Annotated in this window: 12 protein-coding genes; 4 read left to right on the forward strand and 8 right to left on the reverse strand. The window is 53.1% G+C overall.

The annotated features are described in order from the left end of the window. The first annotated feature begins 472 nt into the window (after positions 1–472). The gene (locus HF984_RS07950; RefSeq protein ID WP_168615147.1) at positions 473–1,036 is read left to right on the forward strand and encodes a hypothetical protein; all 564 of its coding nucleotides are present in this window, start codon (positions 473–475) and stop codon (positions 1,034–1,036) included. Positions 1,037–1,109: 73 nt separating this feature from the next. On the opposite strand, the gene HF984_RS07955 is transcribed toward HF984_RS07950, so the two are convergent. Continuing rightward, a complete protein-coding gene (locus HF984_RS07955; RefSeq protein WP_168615148.1) occupies positions 1,110–2,519 on the reverse strand; it encodes a mycothione reductase in 1,410 nt (469 codons plus the stop codon). Between the two features lie 194 nt (positions 2,520–2,713). Continuing rightward, positions 2,714–6,163, reverse strand: coding sequence for a pyruvate carboxylase (locus HF984_RS07960; protein WP_168615149.1), 3,450 nt, complete (start codon positions 6,161–6,163; stop codon positions 2,714–2,716). A 344-nt stretch (positions 6,164–6,507) separates the two neighbouring features. Between HF984_RS07960 and HF984_RS07965 the strand changes: the two genes are divergently transcribed. Continuing rightward, positions 6,508–7,332, forward strand: a complete 825-nt coding sequence (locus tag HF984_RS07965) for a ParA family protein (protein WP_168615150.1) — start codon at positions 6,508–6,510, stop codon at positions 7,330–7,332. Positions 7,333–7,406: 74 nt separating this feature from the next. Here the strand turns inward: HF984_RS07965 and HF984_RS07970 are convergent, their stop codons facing one another. From HF984_RS07970 to HF984_RS07990, 5 genes are all read right to left on the reverse strand, one after another. Next, positions 7,407–7,994: a MerR family transcriptional regulator gene (locus HF984_RS07970; protein ID WP_168615204.1), complete on the reverse strand. Its 588-nt coding sequence runs from the start codon at positions 7,992–7,994 to the stop codon at positions 7,407–7,409. 305 nt (positions 7,995–8,299) lie between these two features. Beyond that, positions 8,300–9,058 carry a transcriptional regulator FtsR gene (gene ftsR / locus HF984_RS07975; RefSeq protein WP_168615151.1) on the reverse strand — a complete coding sequence of 253 codons (759 nt, stop codon included), beginning with the start codon at positions 9,056–9,058 and terminating at the stop codon, positions 8,300–8,302. Further along, complete coding sequence (locus tag HF984_RS07980; protein ID WP_168615152.1) at positions 9,058–9,510, reverse strand: FHA domain-containing protein; 453 nt, start codon at positions 9,508–9,510, stop codon at positions 9,058–9,060. Before HF984_RS07980 ends, ftsR begins: the two co-directional genes overlap by 1 nt. A gap of 294 nt (positions 9,511–9,804) precedes the next feature. Continuing rightward, complete coding sequence (gene gcvH / locus HF984_RS07985) at positions 9,805–10,191, reverse strand: glycine cleavage system protein GcvH (protein ID WP_168615153.1); 387 nt, start codon at positions 10,189–10,191, stop codon at positions 9,805–9,807. 334 nt (positions 10,192–10,525) lie between these two features. After that, the gene (locus tag HF984_RS07990) at positions 10,526–14,011 is read right to left on the reverse strand and encodes a bifunctional proline dehydrogenase/L-glutamate gamma-semialdehyde dehydrogenase (RefSeq protein ID WP_168615154.1); all 3,486 of its coding nucleotides are present in this window, start codon (positions 14,009–14,011) and stop codon (positions 10,526–10,528) included. Positions 14,012–14,167: 156 nt separating this feature from the next. Between HF984_RS07990 and HF984_RS07995 the strand changes: the two genes are divergently transcribed. Next, the gene (locus HF984_RS07995) at positions 14,168–15,079 is read left to right on the forward strand and encodes a LysR family transcriptional regulator (protein WP_168615155.1); all 912 of its coding nucleotides are present in this window, start codon (positions 14,168–14,170) and stop codon (positions 15,077–15,079) included. On the opposite strand, the gene HF984_RS08000 is transcribed toward HF984_RS07995, so the two are convergent. Next, entirely contained in the window at positions 15,062–16,009 is a 948-nt protein-coding gene (locus tag HF984_RS08000; RefSeq protein ID WP_168615156.1) for a sugar-binding transcriptional regulator, read from the reverse strand. The two genes, HF984_RS07995 and HF984_RS08000, sit on opposite strands and share 18 nt — an antisense overlap. A 105-nt stretch (positions 16,010–16,114) precedes the next feature. Here HF984_RS08000 and HF984_RS08005 point away from each other — a divergent pair, with 105 nt between their 5' ends. Next, positions 16,115–17,863, forward strand: coding sequence for a glycerol-3-phosphate dehydrogenase/oxidase (locus HF984_RS08005; RefSeq protein WP_168615157.1), 1,749 nt, complete (start codon positions 16,115–16,117; stop codon positions 17,861–17,863). The last annotated feature ends 114 nt before the right edge of the window (positions 17,864–17,977 follow it).

Consider the following 17,977-nt stretch of genomic DNA (forward strand, 5'->3'; position numbering starts at 1 on the left):
TTCAGTGTAAAATGTACTTGGGTCATGTAAAAGTCCTCCTGGGTATGTTTTTGTCGTTAAAAACATTGTACCGTAAAAGGACTGTTATATGGCCTTTTTACTTTTACACAATTATACGGACTTTATCAATTTTTTAATACATAAAATGAGTGATTTACGCAGAATTAAATTGATAGCCTAATATTTTTCGGAGTAAATTTTTCATTAAACAAAATTTACTATCAGCGAACACTGTTGGGGTGGGCAAGCCGAGAAGTCCCCCTTGTAGAAAAGAGACACAACGAGCACAACAGTTTCGCGACGATCCCTCGCAAAGGACGCGGCATGGGCGGCACCAGCCGTTGCCGCAACCACTCTAGTACCGGCGTATGCAGCATCGCGCTGCGGAACCCCTACTGTTCGCACGAGCGGTGGCGTTACAACCCGCTGGGGTATTGCAGCCACAAGCACTACTGACACCCAGAAAACAAATATGCAGATTTCAGTTGGTGAGCAGGTATACGTCGATAACCTGCCAGCGGGTGTTACTGTAACCAGCGTTAACGAACAGTGGTTCATTGAAAATCACCAAGGACAAAACGCTCAGGGTAACGGTTTTTTCTTCATCAGCAATACCAGCTCAAGCTACAACAAATCAGGTCAGTGCACCGCTGTCGGCTGTTCTGTCACTTGGACTACTCAGCCAGAACCGGTGACCGGACAGGGCGCAGATTCGACTCTTCCGCGTGCAGGATGGTCATCCACCGTCACGAATACTCAAAATAACCAAGACACGGTGTATTCAGATGGAGTCACCCGTAAGGCTTGGGATGTGAACCTTAAATACACCGGTAGCGGAACCTACACCACTACCGCCGCAGGCTGCCAGTCATACACCACTGGCGGCTCAGGAAGATTTGCGGTGAACTACACCGATGTTCCCCGAGAAGTAGCAGGAGCTGTATCAGTAGCGGTGTTTTCTATCGTGACAGTCGCTCTCAGCACCGGGCAGGTACTCACTTACCGTAGCTCAACTCAAAAAATCGTCAGCAAGTAATCTATTCACTCAATAAAACGCCGTTGAAATCACTCAGATGACTTCAACGGCGCAATTATTTAATAACAGTTTTCTATTTTTCGGTTTCTAGTCCCAACAGTGCATTTTCAATGACTTCGCTCAATGCCGGGTGAATCCAGTATTGACCTCGCGCCATCTCGTGCGCAGAAAGACCGAAGCTCATCGCCTGAATAATGGGCTGGATGAGGTTCGAGGCTTCCTCACCCATAATGTGTGCGCCTAGTAGCTCACCGGTCTTCTTGTTGGCAAGTAGCTTGACGAAGCCTACAGAATCTTCCATCGCCCAGCCGTAGGCAACATCGCCAATGTTCTGCACCTTAACAGCAAGCTCAAAGCCCTCGTCCTGAGCTTTCTCACGAGCTTCTTCTTCGGTCAGACCCACATGCGCAATCTGCGGGTGAGTAAAGACAGCCGCAGGAACATAGCGGTGGTCAGTCTCTCGCATGCTCTCGGGATGAACCAGGTTGTACTGCACGGTACGCGCCTCGGCGTTAGCCACGTGCTTGAGCTGGTACATCGAGCTGACATCGCCCAGCGCAAAAATACCGTCAACGGGCTCACCGTCTTTGAGAACGCGCTGGGCAGCATCAACACTCACCAAGGCGGTTTTCTCATCGACGTCAAAGAACTTTTCAGCAGCCAACGTATCGCTGTTGGGACGGCGTCCAGTGGCCACAAGAATCAGATCGGTTTCGATTTCTTCTATCTTTCCTTCGTGCTTGAAGGTGACAGTTGCAGTCCCATCCGAGTTCTCACGAATTTCTTTGAGCGAGCGGTTTAGGCGTAGATCCCACTGCTTGGCTGCCTGTTCTGCGAACTTCTGAGAAATCTCAGAGTCATTTTTGCGGAGCAAAACATCAGAGCGATGCGCCTGAATAACCTCTGCTCCCAGTCCGTTAAAGACGTGAGCAAATTCGGCTGCAATAAATCCGCCGCCGAGAATCAGGACGCGGGCAGGCAGCGCATCAATGCGCATCACGGTGTCCGAGGTATGCACCAGGGATGAATCGATACCGGGAACATCGGGAAGTACTGAGCGTGACCCGGTTGCCAGCACAATCTGGGGTGCGCTCAGGCGAGCGCCAGAATCAGTTTCCAGGGTATGGATATCGACAAAGTGGGCGTATTCTTCGAAGACAGTGACGTTGTTCAGGCCCTTGCGGTAGTCTAGGCCGCCGTTGGAGATAGCGTCGATGCGCGCAAAGATGCGGTCGCGCATCGCTGACCAGTTCACGTCGGTAACTTTTGCTTTCACACCCAGGTGGTCGATATGTTCAGCGGTGTGTGCAACAGTTGCCGGGTAAACGTACTGTTTGGTGGGAATGCAACCGAAGTTAAGGCAGGTACCGCCGAAGGTTCCGCCGTCGATGATGGCTACTTTTTTGTTATCCCAGTTCCCGTCGATCAGTGAGTTACCGGAGCCTGAGCCGATAATGATGAGGTCAAATTCTTGGGTGTCCATTCGTGTGCCCTTTCTGCAGGGGTCTTTTGTACTACTGTATCAACATCGATTAGAGCGTTTTTGTTCCCGGCTGGTCGGCTCTTTGTTGGTTGCGAATCGGCGGTGCGCGGGCAAAAAAGTTACCCGATCCCGTGCAATATACCCGAAAAATCGGGTGTAAAGCACAGAACCGGGTAAGTTTTTCTCGCTAGAGGTTAGTCGGTTTTCACCACGATCAGCAGGTCGCCGCCTTGAACGTTGGAGACCTCGTTGTAAACAACGCGCTCCACAGTTCCTGCGACGGGTGAGGTAATAGATGCTTCCATCTTCATCGCCTCGATAGTCGCAATTTGATCGCCAACCTCGATCTTGTCGCCGACCTGCGCGGTGATAGTGACGCCACCGGCAAAGGGAGCTGCCACGTGACCGGGGTTAGCCGCATCCGCCTTTTCAGCGCTCTTCACGTTAGACTCCACCGAGTGATCACGAACCTCAACAGTGCGTGACTGACCGTTGAGAGTACAGATCACCTGACGCATGCCCTTTTCGTTGGGTTCAGAGATTGCCTGCAAGGTTGCAATCAGGCGAACGCCCTTACCCAATGAAATGACGTGCTCGCGGTTTTCGATCATGCCGTACAGGAAGTCACGGGTGTGCAAAATCGACACATCGCCAAATTCCTCACGGATTGCTTCAAACTCACGGGTGGGCGCGGGGAAGAGCAAACGGTTGAGGGTTGCGCGACGTGTCTGCGAATCCCCTGCCAGTGCCTGAGCATCCTCATCAGAGATCTCGTTAACCTGAGGCTTAGAAAGCTTACGTCCCTCAAGAGCACGGGTACGGAAAGGCTCGGGCCAACCGGCAGGCGGAGTACCAAGCTCACCATTGAGGAAGCCAATAACTGAATCCGGAACATCGAAGTTCTGGGGATCTTTCTCGAAGTCCTCGGGGCTAACGCCCATACCGACCAGCTGCAAAGCGAGATCGCCAACGACCTTAGATGACGGGGTCACCTTCACAATATGACCGAGCATCTTGTCAGCCGCAGCGTACATATCCTCAATTGCCTCGAAACGATCGCCCAGACCAAGAGCAGTCGCCTGGGCACGCAGATTAGACAGCTGGCCACCAGGAATCTCATGGTTGTACACGCGTCCGGTCGGTGAGTTCAGACCCATCTCAAACGGCTTGTAGATCGCACGAACCGCTTCCCAATAAGGCTCAAGCGCCAAAACCGCGTCCATCTCAAATTCAGGAGCACGTTCAGTTCCGTCCATTGCAGCCAAGAAAGCAGAGAAGGACGGCTGAGAAGTAGTACCTGCCATTGACGCGGTAGCCACATCAACAGCATCCACGCCAGCTTCAACAGCAGCCTGAAGCGTTGCCACCTGACCGCCTGCAGTATCATGCGTGTGCAGGTGAACAGGCAGATCAAAACGCTCGCGCAAAGCGGTGACCAATCGTCGAGCTGCTTCAGGACGCAACAGCCCAGCCATGTCCTTAATAGCAAGGATGTGCGCGCCGGCGTCCACAATCTGCTGCGCGAGGTCGAGATAGTAATCCAGCGTGTAGACGGTCTCATTCTCATCGAGCAAGTTGCCGGTGTAACACATCGCTACCTCAGCTACGGCGGTGCCCGTCTTGCGCACAGCGGCAATTGCCGGTGCCATCTGAGAGACATCGTTCAAAGCATCGAAAATACGGAAGATATCGACGCCGGTTTCAGCAGCCTCAGCCACGAAAGCATCGGTTACTTCGGTGGGGTACGGTGTGTAGCCCACGGTGTTACGGCCGCGCAGAAGCATCTGAATCGGAATGTTAGGCATAGCCTCACGCAGGTGCGCCAGACGTTCCCACGGATCCTCAGAGAGGAAGCGCAGAGCAACGTCGTAGGTTGCACCGCCCCAAGCCTCCATCGAGAAGAGGTTTGGAGTGGTATGAGCTACAGCCGGAGCTGCCGCCAACAAATCGCGGGTACGCACACGCGTCGCCAAAATAGACTGGTGAGCATCGCGGAAGGTTGTATCGGTTACCGCTACCGGCTTGTAGTCGCGCAGGTACTTCGCAAAGCCCTCCGGCCCAAGCTCCTGCAACTTCTGACGCCAGCCCGCAGGCGGCTCATGATCAGAAGCATCAAACGGAGTACGGAACGGTTCTTCCTGCTTATCACCGGGGAATCGAGGCAATTTCAGACGCGGGTCCGTACCTTCAATGCGCTCACCGTGAGGCTGATTGACCGTAGTATTCGCCAAGTACTGCAAAGCCTTGGTACCGCGATCAGATGACCCCTTAGTGTTCAGCAATTCGGGGTGCTCATCGATAAACGGAGTCGAGACGTCGCCAGCCTGGAAAATCGGGTCTTTCAGAACAGCCTGCAAGAAAGGAATATTGGTGGCAACACCGCGAATACGGAACTCCGCCAAAGCACGTTGCGCGCGTTGCACGGCAGCACCAAAATCGCGTCCGCGGCAGGTGAGCTTAACCAGCATGGAGTCAAAGTGGGGCGAAATCTGCGCACCGGTGTACACCGTACCGCCATCCAAGCGAATACCGGAGCCACCCGCTGAACGGTAGTACGACACTTTACCCACGTCAGGACGGAACCCGTTAGCAGGATCTTCAGTGGTGATACGGCACTGCATCGCCGCACCGCGCACCTGCAACTCATCCTGGCGAATACCCAAATCTTCAAGGCTCTCGCCAGCAGCAATACGCATCTGCGACTGCACCAGATCAACATCAGTGACTTCTTCAGTAACGGTATGCTCCACCTGGATGCGCGGGTTCATCTCAATAAAGACATGCTGACCAGCGCGCTCGCCGGCGGTATCAACCAAGAACTCAACGGTACCAGCGTTGGTGTAGCCCAGCTCCTTTGCAAAAGCTACAGCATCGCGGAACAGCGCCTGACGAATTTCTTCATCAAGATGCGGCGCGGGAGCGATCTCAACAACCTTCTGGTGGCGACGCTGCAGTGAGCAGTCTCGCTCAAAAAGATGAACGATATTTCCCTGACTATCAGCCAGAATCTGCACCTCGATGTGTCGAGGACGCAATACCGCCTGCTCCAAGAAGACCGTGGGGTCACCGAAAGCAGTGTCTGCCTCACGCATCGCAGCTTCCAGCGAATCCTTCAAAGCATCGCGGGTTTCAACGCGGCGCATACCGCGTCCGCCACCACCTGCAACAGCTTTAACGAAGATCGGGAAGCCAATTTTTTCTGCTTCTTCAAGCAGGTAGTCAATATCCTTTGACGGCTCCGATGATTTCAGAACCGGAATTCCGGCACGGCGCGCAGCCTTGAGCGCCGCTACCTTATTACCTGCCAGTTCTAGAACTTCGGGGGGCGGGCCAATAAAAGTAATTCCGTTATCAGCAGCCGCTCGCGCAAGCTCAGGATTCTCAGAAAGAAAGCCGTAACCGGGGTAGATAGCATCCGCGCCTGCTTCTTTGGCAACGCGAATAATTTCATCTACGTCCAAGTAGGCGCGGACGGGGTGCCCCTCTTCGCCAATGGGGTAGGCCTCATCGGCTTGCTGACGGTGAATCGAGTGACGGTCCTCGTAAGGGAAAACGCCAACAGTCTCTGCACCGAGCTCGTAAGCTGCCCTGTACGCGCGAATGGCAATTTCGCCACGGTTTGCAACAAGAATCTTGTTAAACATTCAATTTATCCGTTTCCGCTTCGATCTCGCTGACAAGGTCAAAGCTCCATTCCACACTGTGTGAACACCACCACTATAACTGTGAGTTGCGCTAAAACGAGTATTTTTTTCGCATATCGAACAGCAGATGCGTAACGACTTAACTTTTTGTGACGTTCATCATTTACGAGATGCGCAGGGGTATCTATCTAGGTATAGACATGGTGCGATTGAGTCACTTAGCGTTCCTGCAGATGACCCCGGCTTTCAACGATTACCTACCGGTGTTGTTACCATTTTTTCAACTACAATAAGGTGTCTACGCATCATTTACCCCGCTCCCCTCATGTAAGGACTTCGTCGCCATGACCACCACCATCAGCATCAGCAGCCTCAAAGGCGGCGTCGGAAAAACATCGGTGACATTAGGTCTTGCATCTGCGGCCTTAGCGCAGGGAAAACGCGTGCTTGTGATTGACCTTGATCCGCACGCAGATTCTTCAACGGGACTCGCCGTAGACACACGCACAGCGTGCGATGTCGGCACCGCACTGTTGGATAAAAACATCAGTTTTGACAAGGCGCTCTCTACAAGTGCATGGGGACGCGTGCCGCTACCCGAGGGCGCTGATATTAAGGTTTTACGCGGTTCTGCCATGAGCTCCCGATTTGATGCGCTGACCTATAAGCAGACCCTCTACCTTCTGTCCCAAAAGTTAGAGAGTATCAAAGAGGACTTTGATCTCATCCTCATTGACTGCCCGCCCACGCTTTCGCGTCTAACAGCCACCGCGTGGGCTGCCTCCGACCGCGTCATTTCAATTGCAGAACCCACGCTATTCTCAGTTGCCGGCACCGAACGCACCCTCAGAGCAATTGCCCAGTTCGAAGCGAACTCCCCTTATCGAGTAGAGTCTGCGTCCATCGTGGTGAATAGATACAATCGCAACAGCCCCGAACATCGCTTTCGCATGGACGAGTTACGCGATACCTACGGTGATCTCGTAGCCCACACTGTGCTACCAGAAACTCCTGAGGTGCAATCCGCACACGGCGCCGCTTTCCCCCTGCACTTCTGGAGAAAAAGCGATCTCTCCGAGCATGCGCAACTATATACTCGCCTTTTGGCAGGACTCTTGGCAGAAGCACAGCCAACAGTTTCCACAGAGACAGCTACCACAGAGCGCTAACTAAATCTTTACACTAAAGGGCGGCTCTCAACCATTAAGAGCCGCCCTTTTAGTGATCTTCAAATAAGAAATGCTTACATACCTTGAGCTTTACGCGCGCGTCGTGCTGAGAGTTCGTCGTGAACTTCTTCTTCAGCTTCAACAGTGGTCTCACCCGGCAACTGCGCCAGGTTAGTTTCAAGTTCGCGCCACACGCGTCCAATAGCAATGCCAAAGACGCCCTGACCAGCCTGAACAAGATCAATAACCTCAGAGGCACTGGTGCACTCGTAAACGCTTGCACCGTCGCTCATCAGAGTAATACCCGCAAGATCTTCAACACCCCGGGTACGCAAGTGCTCAACCGAAGATCGAATCTGCTGCAGTGAAACACCGGTATCAAGCAGGCGCTTTACAATCTTGAGAACCAAAACGTCGCGGAAACTATACAGACGCTGGGTACCAGAACCGGATGCTGAACGCACCGTGGGCTCCACAAGCTGAGTACGAGCCCAGTAATCAAGCTGACGATAGGTGATACCAGCGGCTTTGCACGCAGTAGGACCGCGGTATCCCAGGTTCTCATCAACCAGACTCACGGGGTCATCAAATAGGACGCCCTGCTCACCCTGCGGGGGTTGCTGCGGCATCACGTCGTCGAAACCTAGCAGAGGCTGATCCATAGGCACCTCACGAGCAACCCCGAGATGCGATGATGCAACAGAGGAACCATTCACAGGCTCATCGGCTGAAAAGTCATTAGCCACGATTCTTCCTTCCATCATCGATATGGTGCACTAGCTACCATCGTACCGGTTGCCAGCATATTTGCCGTGCAACTGAAAACCACGTACTAGCCAGCTTAAAACGCGCCTTAACTCCGCATCGGAATTAACACGCAGGTTGCGGTCGGATTTTTAAAGCACAAAATGGGGAGCACGCTCGCGTCCCTCACATTTCACGCTCTGAAATTATCTGCGTACCTATTCTAGTCGTAACTTGGCATGGATGCTGCCACCAACGCCATGTGAAGACGAAGACACAACTGCGCAAGCTCCCCAGCACGTTTAGAAGCCAGCGCCTGAGCACCGACGTCCTTACGCGAAGCCAAAGGCGCCACAGCGGTTTCAATCAGACCAACCTCGCGCTCAGCTGCAGCTTTGAAAGAGCGCAGGTGACGCGGCTGCAAACCGTGCGAGGCGAGCTCAGCGCACACCTGAGCAACGACAACATCGTACTCGTCAAAAACGCCATCAACCTCGCGAATCAAACCGAAGTTCATAAGCTCACGCAAAGTCGCCAAATCGCTATTGGTTTTCGCCGCGAGCTCACGAATGGTGTACGTACCACCGGGCTCTACGTCCGCCGCCTGAGGTGTAGAAGAAACGTCTTCACGAGCTGGAGGATCACCCTGCTCATCTAACTTCACTTCAGCATAGGGAGATGCGATGCGCCCATCATCCACGGCCTCAAGGCGGGCCTTGATCACCTTCAACGGCAAATACTGATCGCGCTGAAGCTCAAGAATATACCGCAAACGCTCAATATCTTTTTGCGAATACTTGCGGTACCCGGTATTAGTGCGCTGCGGAAAAATGAGGCCCTTATCTTCCAAGAAACGAATCTTAGAGGCACTAATACCCGGAAAATCAGCGTCCAACTGGCTCAATACTTGACCGATAGTCTTGTTCTTCAGGTCTCGCGATGAGCTCGTTGTATCAACAGAATTTTCTGGGGATTCAGTCATTAGTTCTGACGTGCTCCGAGGTAGAAAGCAAAGTGGAACTTACCGATGCGGATTTCATCGCCGTTTTTCAAGATGGCTTCTTCAACACGGTCACCGTTGACGTAGGTGCCGTTCAATGAGTTGCCATCGGTCAAAATGAAGGTGCCCGCATTGGGAACAAAAACAGCGTGCTCACGCGAAACGGTGACGTCGTCCAGGAAAATATCACTGGTGGGCTTGCGGCCTGCAACGATCGGCTGATCAGCACCGTTCTGGTCCTGCTCAACGGTCAGCAAGAAACGAGTTCCCTTCACCTGACCTTCAATACCGATCAGAAGTGCCGATCCTGCAGGCAGAGTCGCAATGGTATCTGATTCTTCGGGGGTCAACGCAAAAGTGTTGTTGCCAAGTGACTCAACGTTGCCCAGCGAAATAGTTGATGTTGCCGGGTGTGCTTCGTGGTTTTGGGTCATTGGGGATTCCTCGCAAAAAGTATCGTGCTGTATGCTGTGGGGAGTTTCAAGACTTGCTTGCCGCACCGGTAACTTGGTAACGATTCGGTAAACAGTAAATCTCTTGTTTAATCTTAGCGGGCATTCTCCCAGATACATATTTCTGGTGCTTTACTACGAGCAAAAACACTCAAGCTTGCTCCCTTCTACACGGTCTGCAAAGCAACTCACACGCAAAAAGCCCCGCATCGTAGCGGGGCTTTTTCACAAGTTTTCCTCTTACGGCGGGCACGTGTGCCCTACTGACCGCAAGTGTTAGGCGATTTCCTGCTCATATGCGTCAGCAGTCAAAAGGTTCTCAAGGTCACCTTCGTCGTTGGGATGAAGCTCAATGAGCCAGCCTTCACCGTAAGGATCGGAGTTCACCAGTGAAGGATCAGTATCAAGAGCGTCATTGACGGTAACAACCTCGCCTGAGACGGGACAGAACAAATCTGAGACGCTCTTGGTTGACTCAATTTCGCCAAAAGTTGACTCTGCATCGAATGATTCGCCAACCTCAGGAAGGTCAACGTAAACAACGTCACCCAAAGCGTCCTGCGCGTGGTCGGTGATGCCGATACGAACGGTGCCCTCAGCAGTAACAGCTGCTACCCATTCGTGCTCAGCGGTGTACTTAAGTTCTGCGGGAATATTGCTCATGGTCTATGAGTCCTTTCGCTAATTGGTGCGATGCGCCCCGTGCGTGAAGGGCAGTATGAGTGGTTGCGCAGGTGAGGGAACCTGCATAAAAACACAAGTAAAAGTATGTCACAGACAACACGTATTTGTGATGCGCAATGCAGTTGAGCCGGTCAAATTTTCCTAAGAGTTCACGTGCTTAACGCAATATACCCAATGCTTCTTATGCCTGCCCTGTTCCAGTTGCGCGCCCTCTGACAAGAAGAGACGCAACCTGCACCAGTGCAAGCTACGCCTCTTCTTCTGAATATTCAGTTTTGCCAACTAGTTATCCCAGTTAGCTAATACAGCTTTGTTAGATGACAGCTTCTGAGAAACGGTCAGGGTTACCAAAGCGATGCGCAGTGATAGATACTGCCTGCTCCTTGACGAAAGGTAGCATTTCTACGCGGCCTGATTCGGTAACAGGCTGGAAGTAAACCGCAATATCGGGACGACCGTTCAAAGCTTCGTAAATGCCCAGCTCGTCATCACCAATGTAGCGGATGCGTGAGCCACCGAGTGGGGTGTCCTCGAGCTCGCGCATTGACTTACCAGCCAGCTTGCGCAGACCTTCACGGTATTCCTCATCGCTTTCAACGACGATCTCAACGCCAGCGTTCTCCAGAGCACCGTGAGTTGCAACGGGTACATCGGTTGCAGTGGAGAACTGCAAGGGAGCACCTGCTGCCACGCCCGCCAAGACAACGCGCAGAGCTTGAGCAAGATCCGCAGTTGAATCAGCACGAACCTGAACCTTCTGAGGAACATAACGCAGAATGTTACGCTCCACGCCTAGCTGTGAAGGATCATGCTTAGCGCCAAATTCCAAAGCCCATGCTTCAGCATCTGATGACGTTGCGCGTGAGAGGTAATCAAGCTGCTCACCGTTGACCGCTGTCGGTTCACGCAGTGTCGCCAGAGTCTCACGAACACCAACTGAAGAAGGCGCCTGCGATGCCTGAGATTCAGCGGACTTCCAATCGCTCAAAGCAACCAGGTAGTTGGGGCCACCGGCCTTGGTACCCGAACCCACAGTTGACTTCTTCCAACCACCGAAAGGCTGACGGCGCACAATAGCACCGGTAATACCGCGATTGACGTAGAGGTTACCCGCCTGAACCTTGCTGAGCCACAGTTCCAGCTCACCAGCGTCCAACGAATGCAAACCAGCAGTCAAACCGTAATCGGGTGCATTCTGCAACTCAATTGCCTCTTCGAGAGTCTTAGCGGTCATAACACCAAGAATCGGGCCGAAGTACTCGGTCATGTGGTATTCGCTACCGGGCTTAACACCGCTGCGAACACCGGGTGACCACAGGCGTCCGGTCTCATCAAGCTGCTGGGGCTTAATAGCCCACTGCTCGCCGTCACCTAAGGTGGTCAAACCGCGCAACAGCTTGCCTTCAGGTTCAGCAATAACCGGACCCATTTCTGACTTGATGTCTTGCGGATGCGCTACGTGCAGTGATGACACAGCATCGAGCAACTGATTACGGAAGCGCTTTGAGGTTGCAACCGAACCCACCAGAATAACGGTGGATGCAGCCGAGCACTTCTGACCTGCGTGACCGAAAGCTGAATAAACAACGTCCTTCACCGCCAGGTCGAGATCCGCGTTCGGAGTGACGATAATCGAGTTCTTACCTGAGGTCTCACCGAACAAGGGAAGATCCTTGCGCCATGAACGGAAGGTCTCAGCGGTCTCATAACCACCGGTCAGAATCAGGCGGTCAACAGCAGGGTGCGATACCGCATACTTGCCAGCCTCACGATCGGTGAACTTGACCAGCTTCATGATGTTCTTGGGAACGCCAGCACTCCAGAGAATATCTGCAATAACAGCGCCGGTGCGAGCGGTGTTGGACGCGGGCTTGAAGATAACGCCGGAGCCAGCAGCCAGTGCTGCGAGCACGCCACCGGTAGGAATAGCGGTCGGGAAGTTCCACGGCGGTACAACCAGCGTTAGGTGAACCGGAATAGCCTCTGCACCGTCAGCTTCTTCAAGTTGCTCCGCGAGCATTGCGTAGTAGTAAGCAAAGTCGATTGCTTCTGAGACCTCAGTATCACCCTGGTCGAGAGTCTTACCGGCTTCGGCGGCCATGACCTCTAGCAGTTCACCGCGGCGGGCAGCCAGCTCAACGCCAACCTTGCGCAAAACGTCTGCACGTTCCTTGCCTGACAGCGCACCCCAGCTCTTCGATGCTTCTACAACATCAAGGATGATTTCTTCGACCTGCTCGTTAGAGCTGACCTCGTTAGCCTTCAGAGTTGCAATGCCGAGATCGGTATTTTCTGAACGCTTGAGGATCTCACGACCCCACTGACGGTTTGCGACCAGCGCTGAGTCAGTATCGGGAGTGTTCTCGAATTTTCCGCGCGGAACAAAGACGTTTTCGGGGGTTTCGGTCAAACGGTTCTGAGCGCGCTTTGGGCCGGGAACCTCATCCGTCACTGAGTTCAGCGAGCGCAAGAAGCGGTTCTTTTCACGATTGAAGAGCTCTTCGGAGTCGTTGAGGTCAAAGACGGCGCTCATAAAGTTCTCGCTAGATGCGTTTTCTTCAAGTCGGCGCACCAGGTATGAAATTGCCACGTCGAATTCTTCGGGGCGTACCACGGGGGTGTACAGCAACAGGTGGCCGACGCGTCGGCGGATAATTTCTGCCTGCTGCGATGCCATACCGATGAGCATCTCGAATTCGATGTCTTTTTCAACGCCTCGGTCTTCTGACAGTAGCAAGGCGAAGGCAACGTCGAACAGGTTCTGGCCAGCAACACCGATACGAATATTCTTGGTGTGTTCGGGGCGCAGTGCGTAGTCGAGGATGCGCTTGTAGTTGGTGTCGGTGAGCTGCTTGGAATCCCAGGTGGTCAGTTCCCAACCGTGGATGACACTTTCAACAACTTCCATGGAGAGGTTTGCGCCCTTGACGAGGCGAACCTTGATGCGTGAGCCACCGTCAGCAACGCGCTGTGCAGCCCATGCCTGAAGACGTTGCATTGCGTCCAGAGTGTCGGGCAGATAGGCCTGAAGAACGATGCCTGCTTCAAGGTTCCTAAGGTGTGGCTGGTCAAGAATCTTGGTAAAGACGTCGATGGTCATATCGAGGTCTTTGTACTCTTCCATATCCAAGTTGATGAACTTCTTGGTGGGAGCGTTTGCAGCCAGTTCGTAGAGAGGAGTGAGGCTCTTGACGGCGTAATCCACTGCTTCATCGAATGCCCAGTGTGAGTGCGGGCCGAGCACAGATGACACCTTAATGGAGACGTAGTCGATGTCATCGCGGGAGAGCAGACGCTTGGTCTCGCTCAGGCGGCGCGCTGCTTCTTTATCGCCCAGCACTGCCTCACCCAGAAGGTTAACGTTGAGCTTGTTGCCGCTGGCGGTGAGGTGCTCAATGGCGGGACCGAGCTTCTCGTCGCGAGCGTCCACAATGAGGTGGCCAACCATCTGGCGGAGCACAGCGCGCGCGATATCAACGGTGGGCCACTGTGCCTGAGCAGCGAGCTTGCCGCCGAGTCCCACAGCTGACTTCATGTACCAGGGCAAGAATGAGGGAACGATGGGTGCAATACGTCCGAGGTTCTTACCTGCAACTACCTTGTCTTCAGGGCGAACAACGTTGTCCACAAAGCCCACAGTAAATTCAAGGCCGTGAGGGTCTTTCAGGACACCGGCAAGTTTTTCAGCTGCCGGATCGCTGGGTACGCTCTGGGATTCTCTCACCCATTGCTCTGCCAGCGCGACGGCGTCGTGTGCCATCTTCTGGTAGCGCTCATCTGCGAATACTTTCTCGCTCATAATCTAGAGCCTTTCGTTTACGTCGTTGTAAAAACTGTGTTCTAGGCAATTATGCTCCACATCACGCCTTTAGTAAAATTAAATTATTCTTATATAATTAGTTAAATATTTCTTAACTATAGCTACGCCTTATAACCTCGCGAGAAAGCCGTCACCATGTACGATATTCGCCGACTCAATATGCTGCTAGAAGTTCACGAACGCGGCACTGTTGCAGCCGCAGCAAAAACCCTACACCTCACCTCATCGGCAGTATCTCAACAGCTTTCACAGCTCGAAAAAGAGGCTGGCACTCCCCTACTTACTCACGTAGGACGCAGGTTGCAGCTTACCACTGCAGGTCAAGTTCTCGTTGACGGCACCCGCTCAGTACTCAAAGAGTTTGACTCTATGAAAACGGCAATGGAAAGGCTCAGCGGTGAACCAGCAGGCACCGTACGCATCGCGATTTTTCAGTCTGCCGCCCTAGCCCTCTTACCGCTTACTCTTGAACATCTGCAGCAGCACGCACCGCAAGTCACCCTGCATGTTGTTCAAATCGAACCGGAGATCGGGTTAAGTCTTACAAAAAGTCGAGAGTTCGACCTCACCATTGCCGAAACCTACCCCAGCTACTACATCCCAGAAATTCCCGAACTCGCCTACGATCTCATCGCAGAGGATCCGCTCTATGCCATCACTGCCGAAGATGCGGGAATCATGCATCTCAAGCAAGCGAGTGAAATCCCCTGGGTATTGGAAAATAAGGGCAACACCAGTCGCGAATGGGCCATTAATCTTTGTCGCTCTGAAGGCTTTGATCCAAAGATTCAGTACGAAATTGACGACGTCATGACACACGTACACCTGGTACAGGCGGGCTATACCGCAGCGGTTATCCCCGGATTCATTGCGCGAACCGCGCAAAATCTAGATAACATCACCATGCTCAAGACATCTCATCAGTATTACCGCAAAATCTATGCGGTATCTCGGGAAGAAAACAGTGAACAGCTATCTATCACAGCAGTGAAGAATGCCCTCAAATGGGCGGCCCAACACAAGAAAAACTCAGCTTTCGACCAATAGTTTTGCCAACTGAGAATCCATAATCACATCTGTAATTGCGCCGGTGTTCAAGGCACCTTTCAGCGCTTTTACCCTGTGATTACCTGACACCGCGCACACGCGTCGTGGGATTTTGACAAGCTCGGCAGGGGTCGGCCCGGTAGCTCGCGCATTAATCTCGAGGTCCGCATAGCTACCGTCGTCGCGCAATAAAAGAGTGCACATATCCCCCACTACCCCCTGCGCGCGAATAGTGGCCAGCTCCTCACTGTCGAAATAGCCACCGCTATACACATGAGAAGGAATAGCGCCACCAAAAGCGCCGATTCCAAAAAGGGCAACATCTGCTTTTCTCTGCACCGAGAGAACGCCGGCAACACTTCTCTCCTGCCACATCGCATCCTTAGTAGCTGCAAAGTCAAAAAATGCGGGCACCGGAAAATGCACCATTTTCGCCCCATAAGCCTCAGCCACCGAACCCAAGATTGTGCCCGAATATGGAATACCTGTGTGTCTAGCATTGCCCGCCCCATTTAGCTGAACCACGGTGACGTCAGTGACCGGACGCTTGTGCAGGTGCTTAGCCACCTCACTCACCGTAGAGCCCCAGGCAATACCGGCAATAGTGCCATCGTTGATATAGCTATCAAAAACCTCCGCAGCAATACGCGCTACTTTATCCATACGCGTCAAAGGAGTCATGCGCGCGGTGGTCTCCACCACTCGAGCGCGCACGCGATATTGATCAGAAATGCGCTGGGACAAGCTATCTTGGGTGCGATATTTATCGTTGAGACTAATGCGCACGATGCCCTCTTCACGCGCCGTTTTGAGCAGACGAGAGACGCTAGGACGCGAAATACCCAGGTGCTCAGCAATGGCATCCATGGTCTGCCCCTGCATGTAATAAAGCTCAGCGGCAATAAAAGCCTGCTGTGAACGTTCGTGCATAAAATTAATTCTACAATGCACAATCGTTCAATTCTTTTGGTCTTATTCACCCTTTTGGGGTCGAATAAACGGTAAATACAGTTGACCATCTTTTCAGGAGTAACGATGCGCAGCACGCATTTCACCCAAGCAAGCTACCTCAACAAAGAATCCCGCGATCGCGCTTTTCAGGCCATGACCGATGATGAAGGCGTCGATATCCTGATTATTGGCGGCGGTGTCACCGGCGCCGGTATCGCGCTGGACGCGGCAACCCGCGGCCTGCGCACCGCTATTATCGATCAGGGCGACTGGGCAAACGGTACCAGCTCATGGTCATCAAAGCTTGTTCACGGCGGCCTGCGCTACCTCTATAACCTTGACTTCAAGCTCGTGGCTGAGGCACTGAAAGAACGCGGTCTCCTTCTCGAAAAGACCGCTCCCCACCTAGTGAAGGCACAGCCTTTCCTCTGGCCGCTGAAGATGCCCGTTATTGAACGCGCATATTCAGCAGTAGGCATCGGTATGTACGACACCATGGCATTTGCAGGTGCACGCGGCCGTCGCACTGTTCCCGCCCAGAAGCACTTCACCAAAAAGGGTGCCAAGAAAATCTTCCCCGACATCAAAAACGATGTCTTCACCGGCGCTATCCAGTTCTACGATGCTCGCGTTGACGATGCCCGCTTGGTCATCGACCTCATTCGCACCGCAGCAGGCTACGGCGCGCTTGCCGCATCACGCGTCGAGCTCACCAACGTTGTCAAGAACAACCTCGGCACCGTAGTTGGCGCTGAAGTGCGCAACCTGGAAACCGGCGAGAACGCATCCATCAAGGCCAAGCACATTATCAACGCTACCGGCGTATGGACCGAAGAAACCGAATCTTTGGCACAGGAAGACGCTGGCCTTGAGGTACTGGCATCCAAGGGTATTCACATTCTGGTACCCCGCGATCGCATTAAGGCAACCAGCGGCATCTTCACCATGACTGAAAAGTCAGTATTGTTTGTTATCCCGTGGCAGCGTTACTGGATTATCGGCACCACCGATACCCCGTACACCGAGGACATCAACAACCCGGTAGCTACCGCTGATGATATTCAGTATGTTCTCGATGAAGCCAACCGCCTGCTTGCTAATGAACTCACCAAGGACGATATTATCGGCACCTACGCCGGTCTTCGCCCGCTTCTGCAGCCTAAGCTCAAGGAAGGTTCAGAGTCTTCATCAACCAAGGTTTCACGCGAACACACTGTTACCCAGATTGCCCCGGGTATGAGTGCAATCGCCGGCGGCAAACTGACGACCTACCGAGTTATGGCTGAGGACGCTGTTGACTTTGCTCTCGGTGAGACCGCTAAGGCTCGCCCGTCAGTCACAGAGTCCATTGAGCTCGTGGGTGCAACCGGTTACAGCGCGGCTGAAGCACAGCGCGCTAAAATCGCTCAGATTCACGGCTGGAACGATGAGCGCATGACCCACCTGCTGGAGCGCTACGGCTCAGATATCCACGAACTTCTGGCACTCATCGAAGAAGATGGCTCGTTGGCAACTCCTCTGGCTCATGCACCCCAGTTCTTGCGCGCTGACGTTCTGTTTGGCGTTCGCTTTGAAGGCGCACTTCACCTTGAAGATATCCTGATTCGCCGTGCGCGCCTGGATCTTGAACAGCGTGACCGCGGACTTTCCAGCGCTGAAGAAATCATCGAGATTATGAGCGAAGAACTCGGTTGGGATGCTGCTACCGAACAGCACGAGCTAGATACGTACAAGGCACGCGTTGAGGCTATCGCAGCAGCAGAAAATGAGACCACCGACTCAGCTGCAACCGGGCTCTTGAGCAACGCTCAAACCGTCGTTTCACGCGCATAAACCCAATAAGGTTTAGCTCGTTTGAATGAAGCGGTGCGAACATCGACACTAAAGGTGCTCAATTATGTTTGCACCGCTTCACCCCTTAAACTTTTCGAATCTAGAATAACCGGT

This window comes from Rothia terrae, from assembly GCF_012396615.1.
GTDB classification, from domain to species: Bacteria; Actinomycetota; Actinomycetes; order Actinomycetales; family Micrococcaceae; genus Rothia; species Rothia terrae.

Coding starts and splice junctions, on each gene's coding strand:
- gcvH (WP_168615153.1), bottom strand. CDS start 10,191: ATGAGCAATATTCCCGCAGAACTTAAGTACACCGCTGAGCACGAATGG.
- HF984_RS07960 (WP_168615149.1), bottom strand. CDS start 6,163: ATGTTTAACAAGATTCTTGTTGCAAACCGTGGCGAAATTGCCATTCGC.
- HF984_RS07970 (WP_168615204.1), bottom strand. CDS start 7,994: ATGGATCAGCCTCTGCTAGGTTTCGACGACGTGATGCCGCAGCAACCC.
- HF984_RS07965 (WP_168615150.1), top strand. CDS start 6,508: ATGACCACCACCATCAGCATCAGCAGCCTCAAAGGCGGCGTCGGAAAA.
- HF984_RS07980 (WP_168615152.1), bottom strand. CDS start 9,510: ATGACCCAAAACCACGAAGCACACCCGGCAACATCAACTATTTCGCTG.
- HF984_RS08005 (WP_168615157.1), top strand. CDS start 16,115: ATGCGCAGCACGCATTTCACCCAAGCAAGCTACCTCAACAAAGAATCC.
- HF984_RS08000 (WP_168615156.1), bottom strand. CDS start 16,009: ATGCACGAACGTTCACAGCAGGCTTTTATTGCCGCTGAGCTTTATTAC.
- HF984_RS07995 (WP_168615155.1), top strand. CDS start 14,168: ATGTACGATATTCGCCGACTCAATATGCTGCTAGAAGTTCACGAACGC.
- ftsR (WP_168615151.1), bottom strand. CDS start 9,058: ATGACTGAATCCCCAGAAAATTCTGTTGATACAACGAGCTCATCGCGA.
- HF984_RS07955 (WP_168615148.1), bottom strand. CDS start 2,519: ATGGACACCCAAGAATTTGACCTCATCATTATCGGCTCAGGCTCCGGT.
- HF984_RS07950 (WP_168615147.1), top strand. CDS start 473: ATGCAGATTTCAGTTGGTGAGCAGGTATACGTCGATAACCTGCCAGCG.
- HF984_RS07990 (WP_168615154.1), bottom strand. CDS start 14,011: ATGAGCGAGAAAGTATTCGCAGATGAGCGCTACCAGAAGATGGCACAC.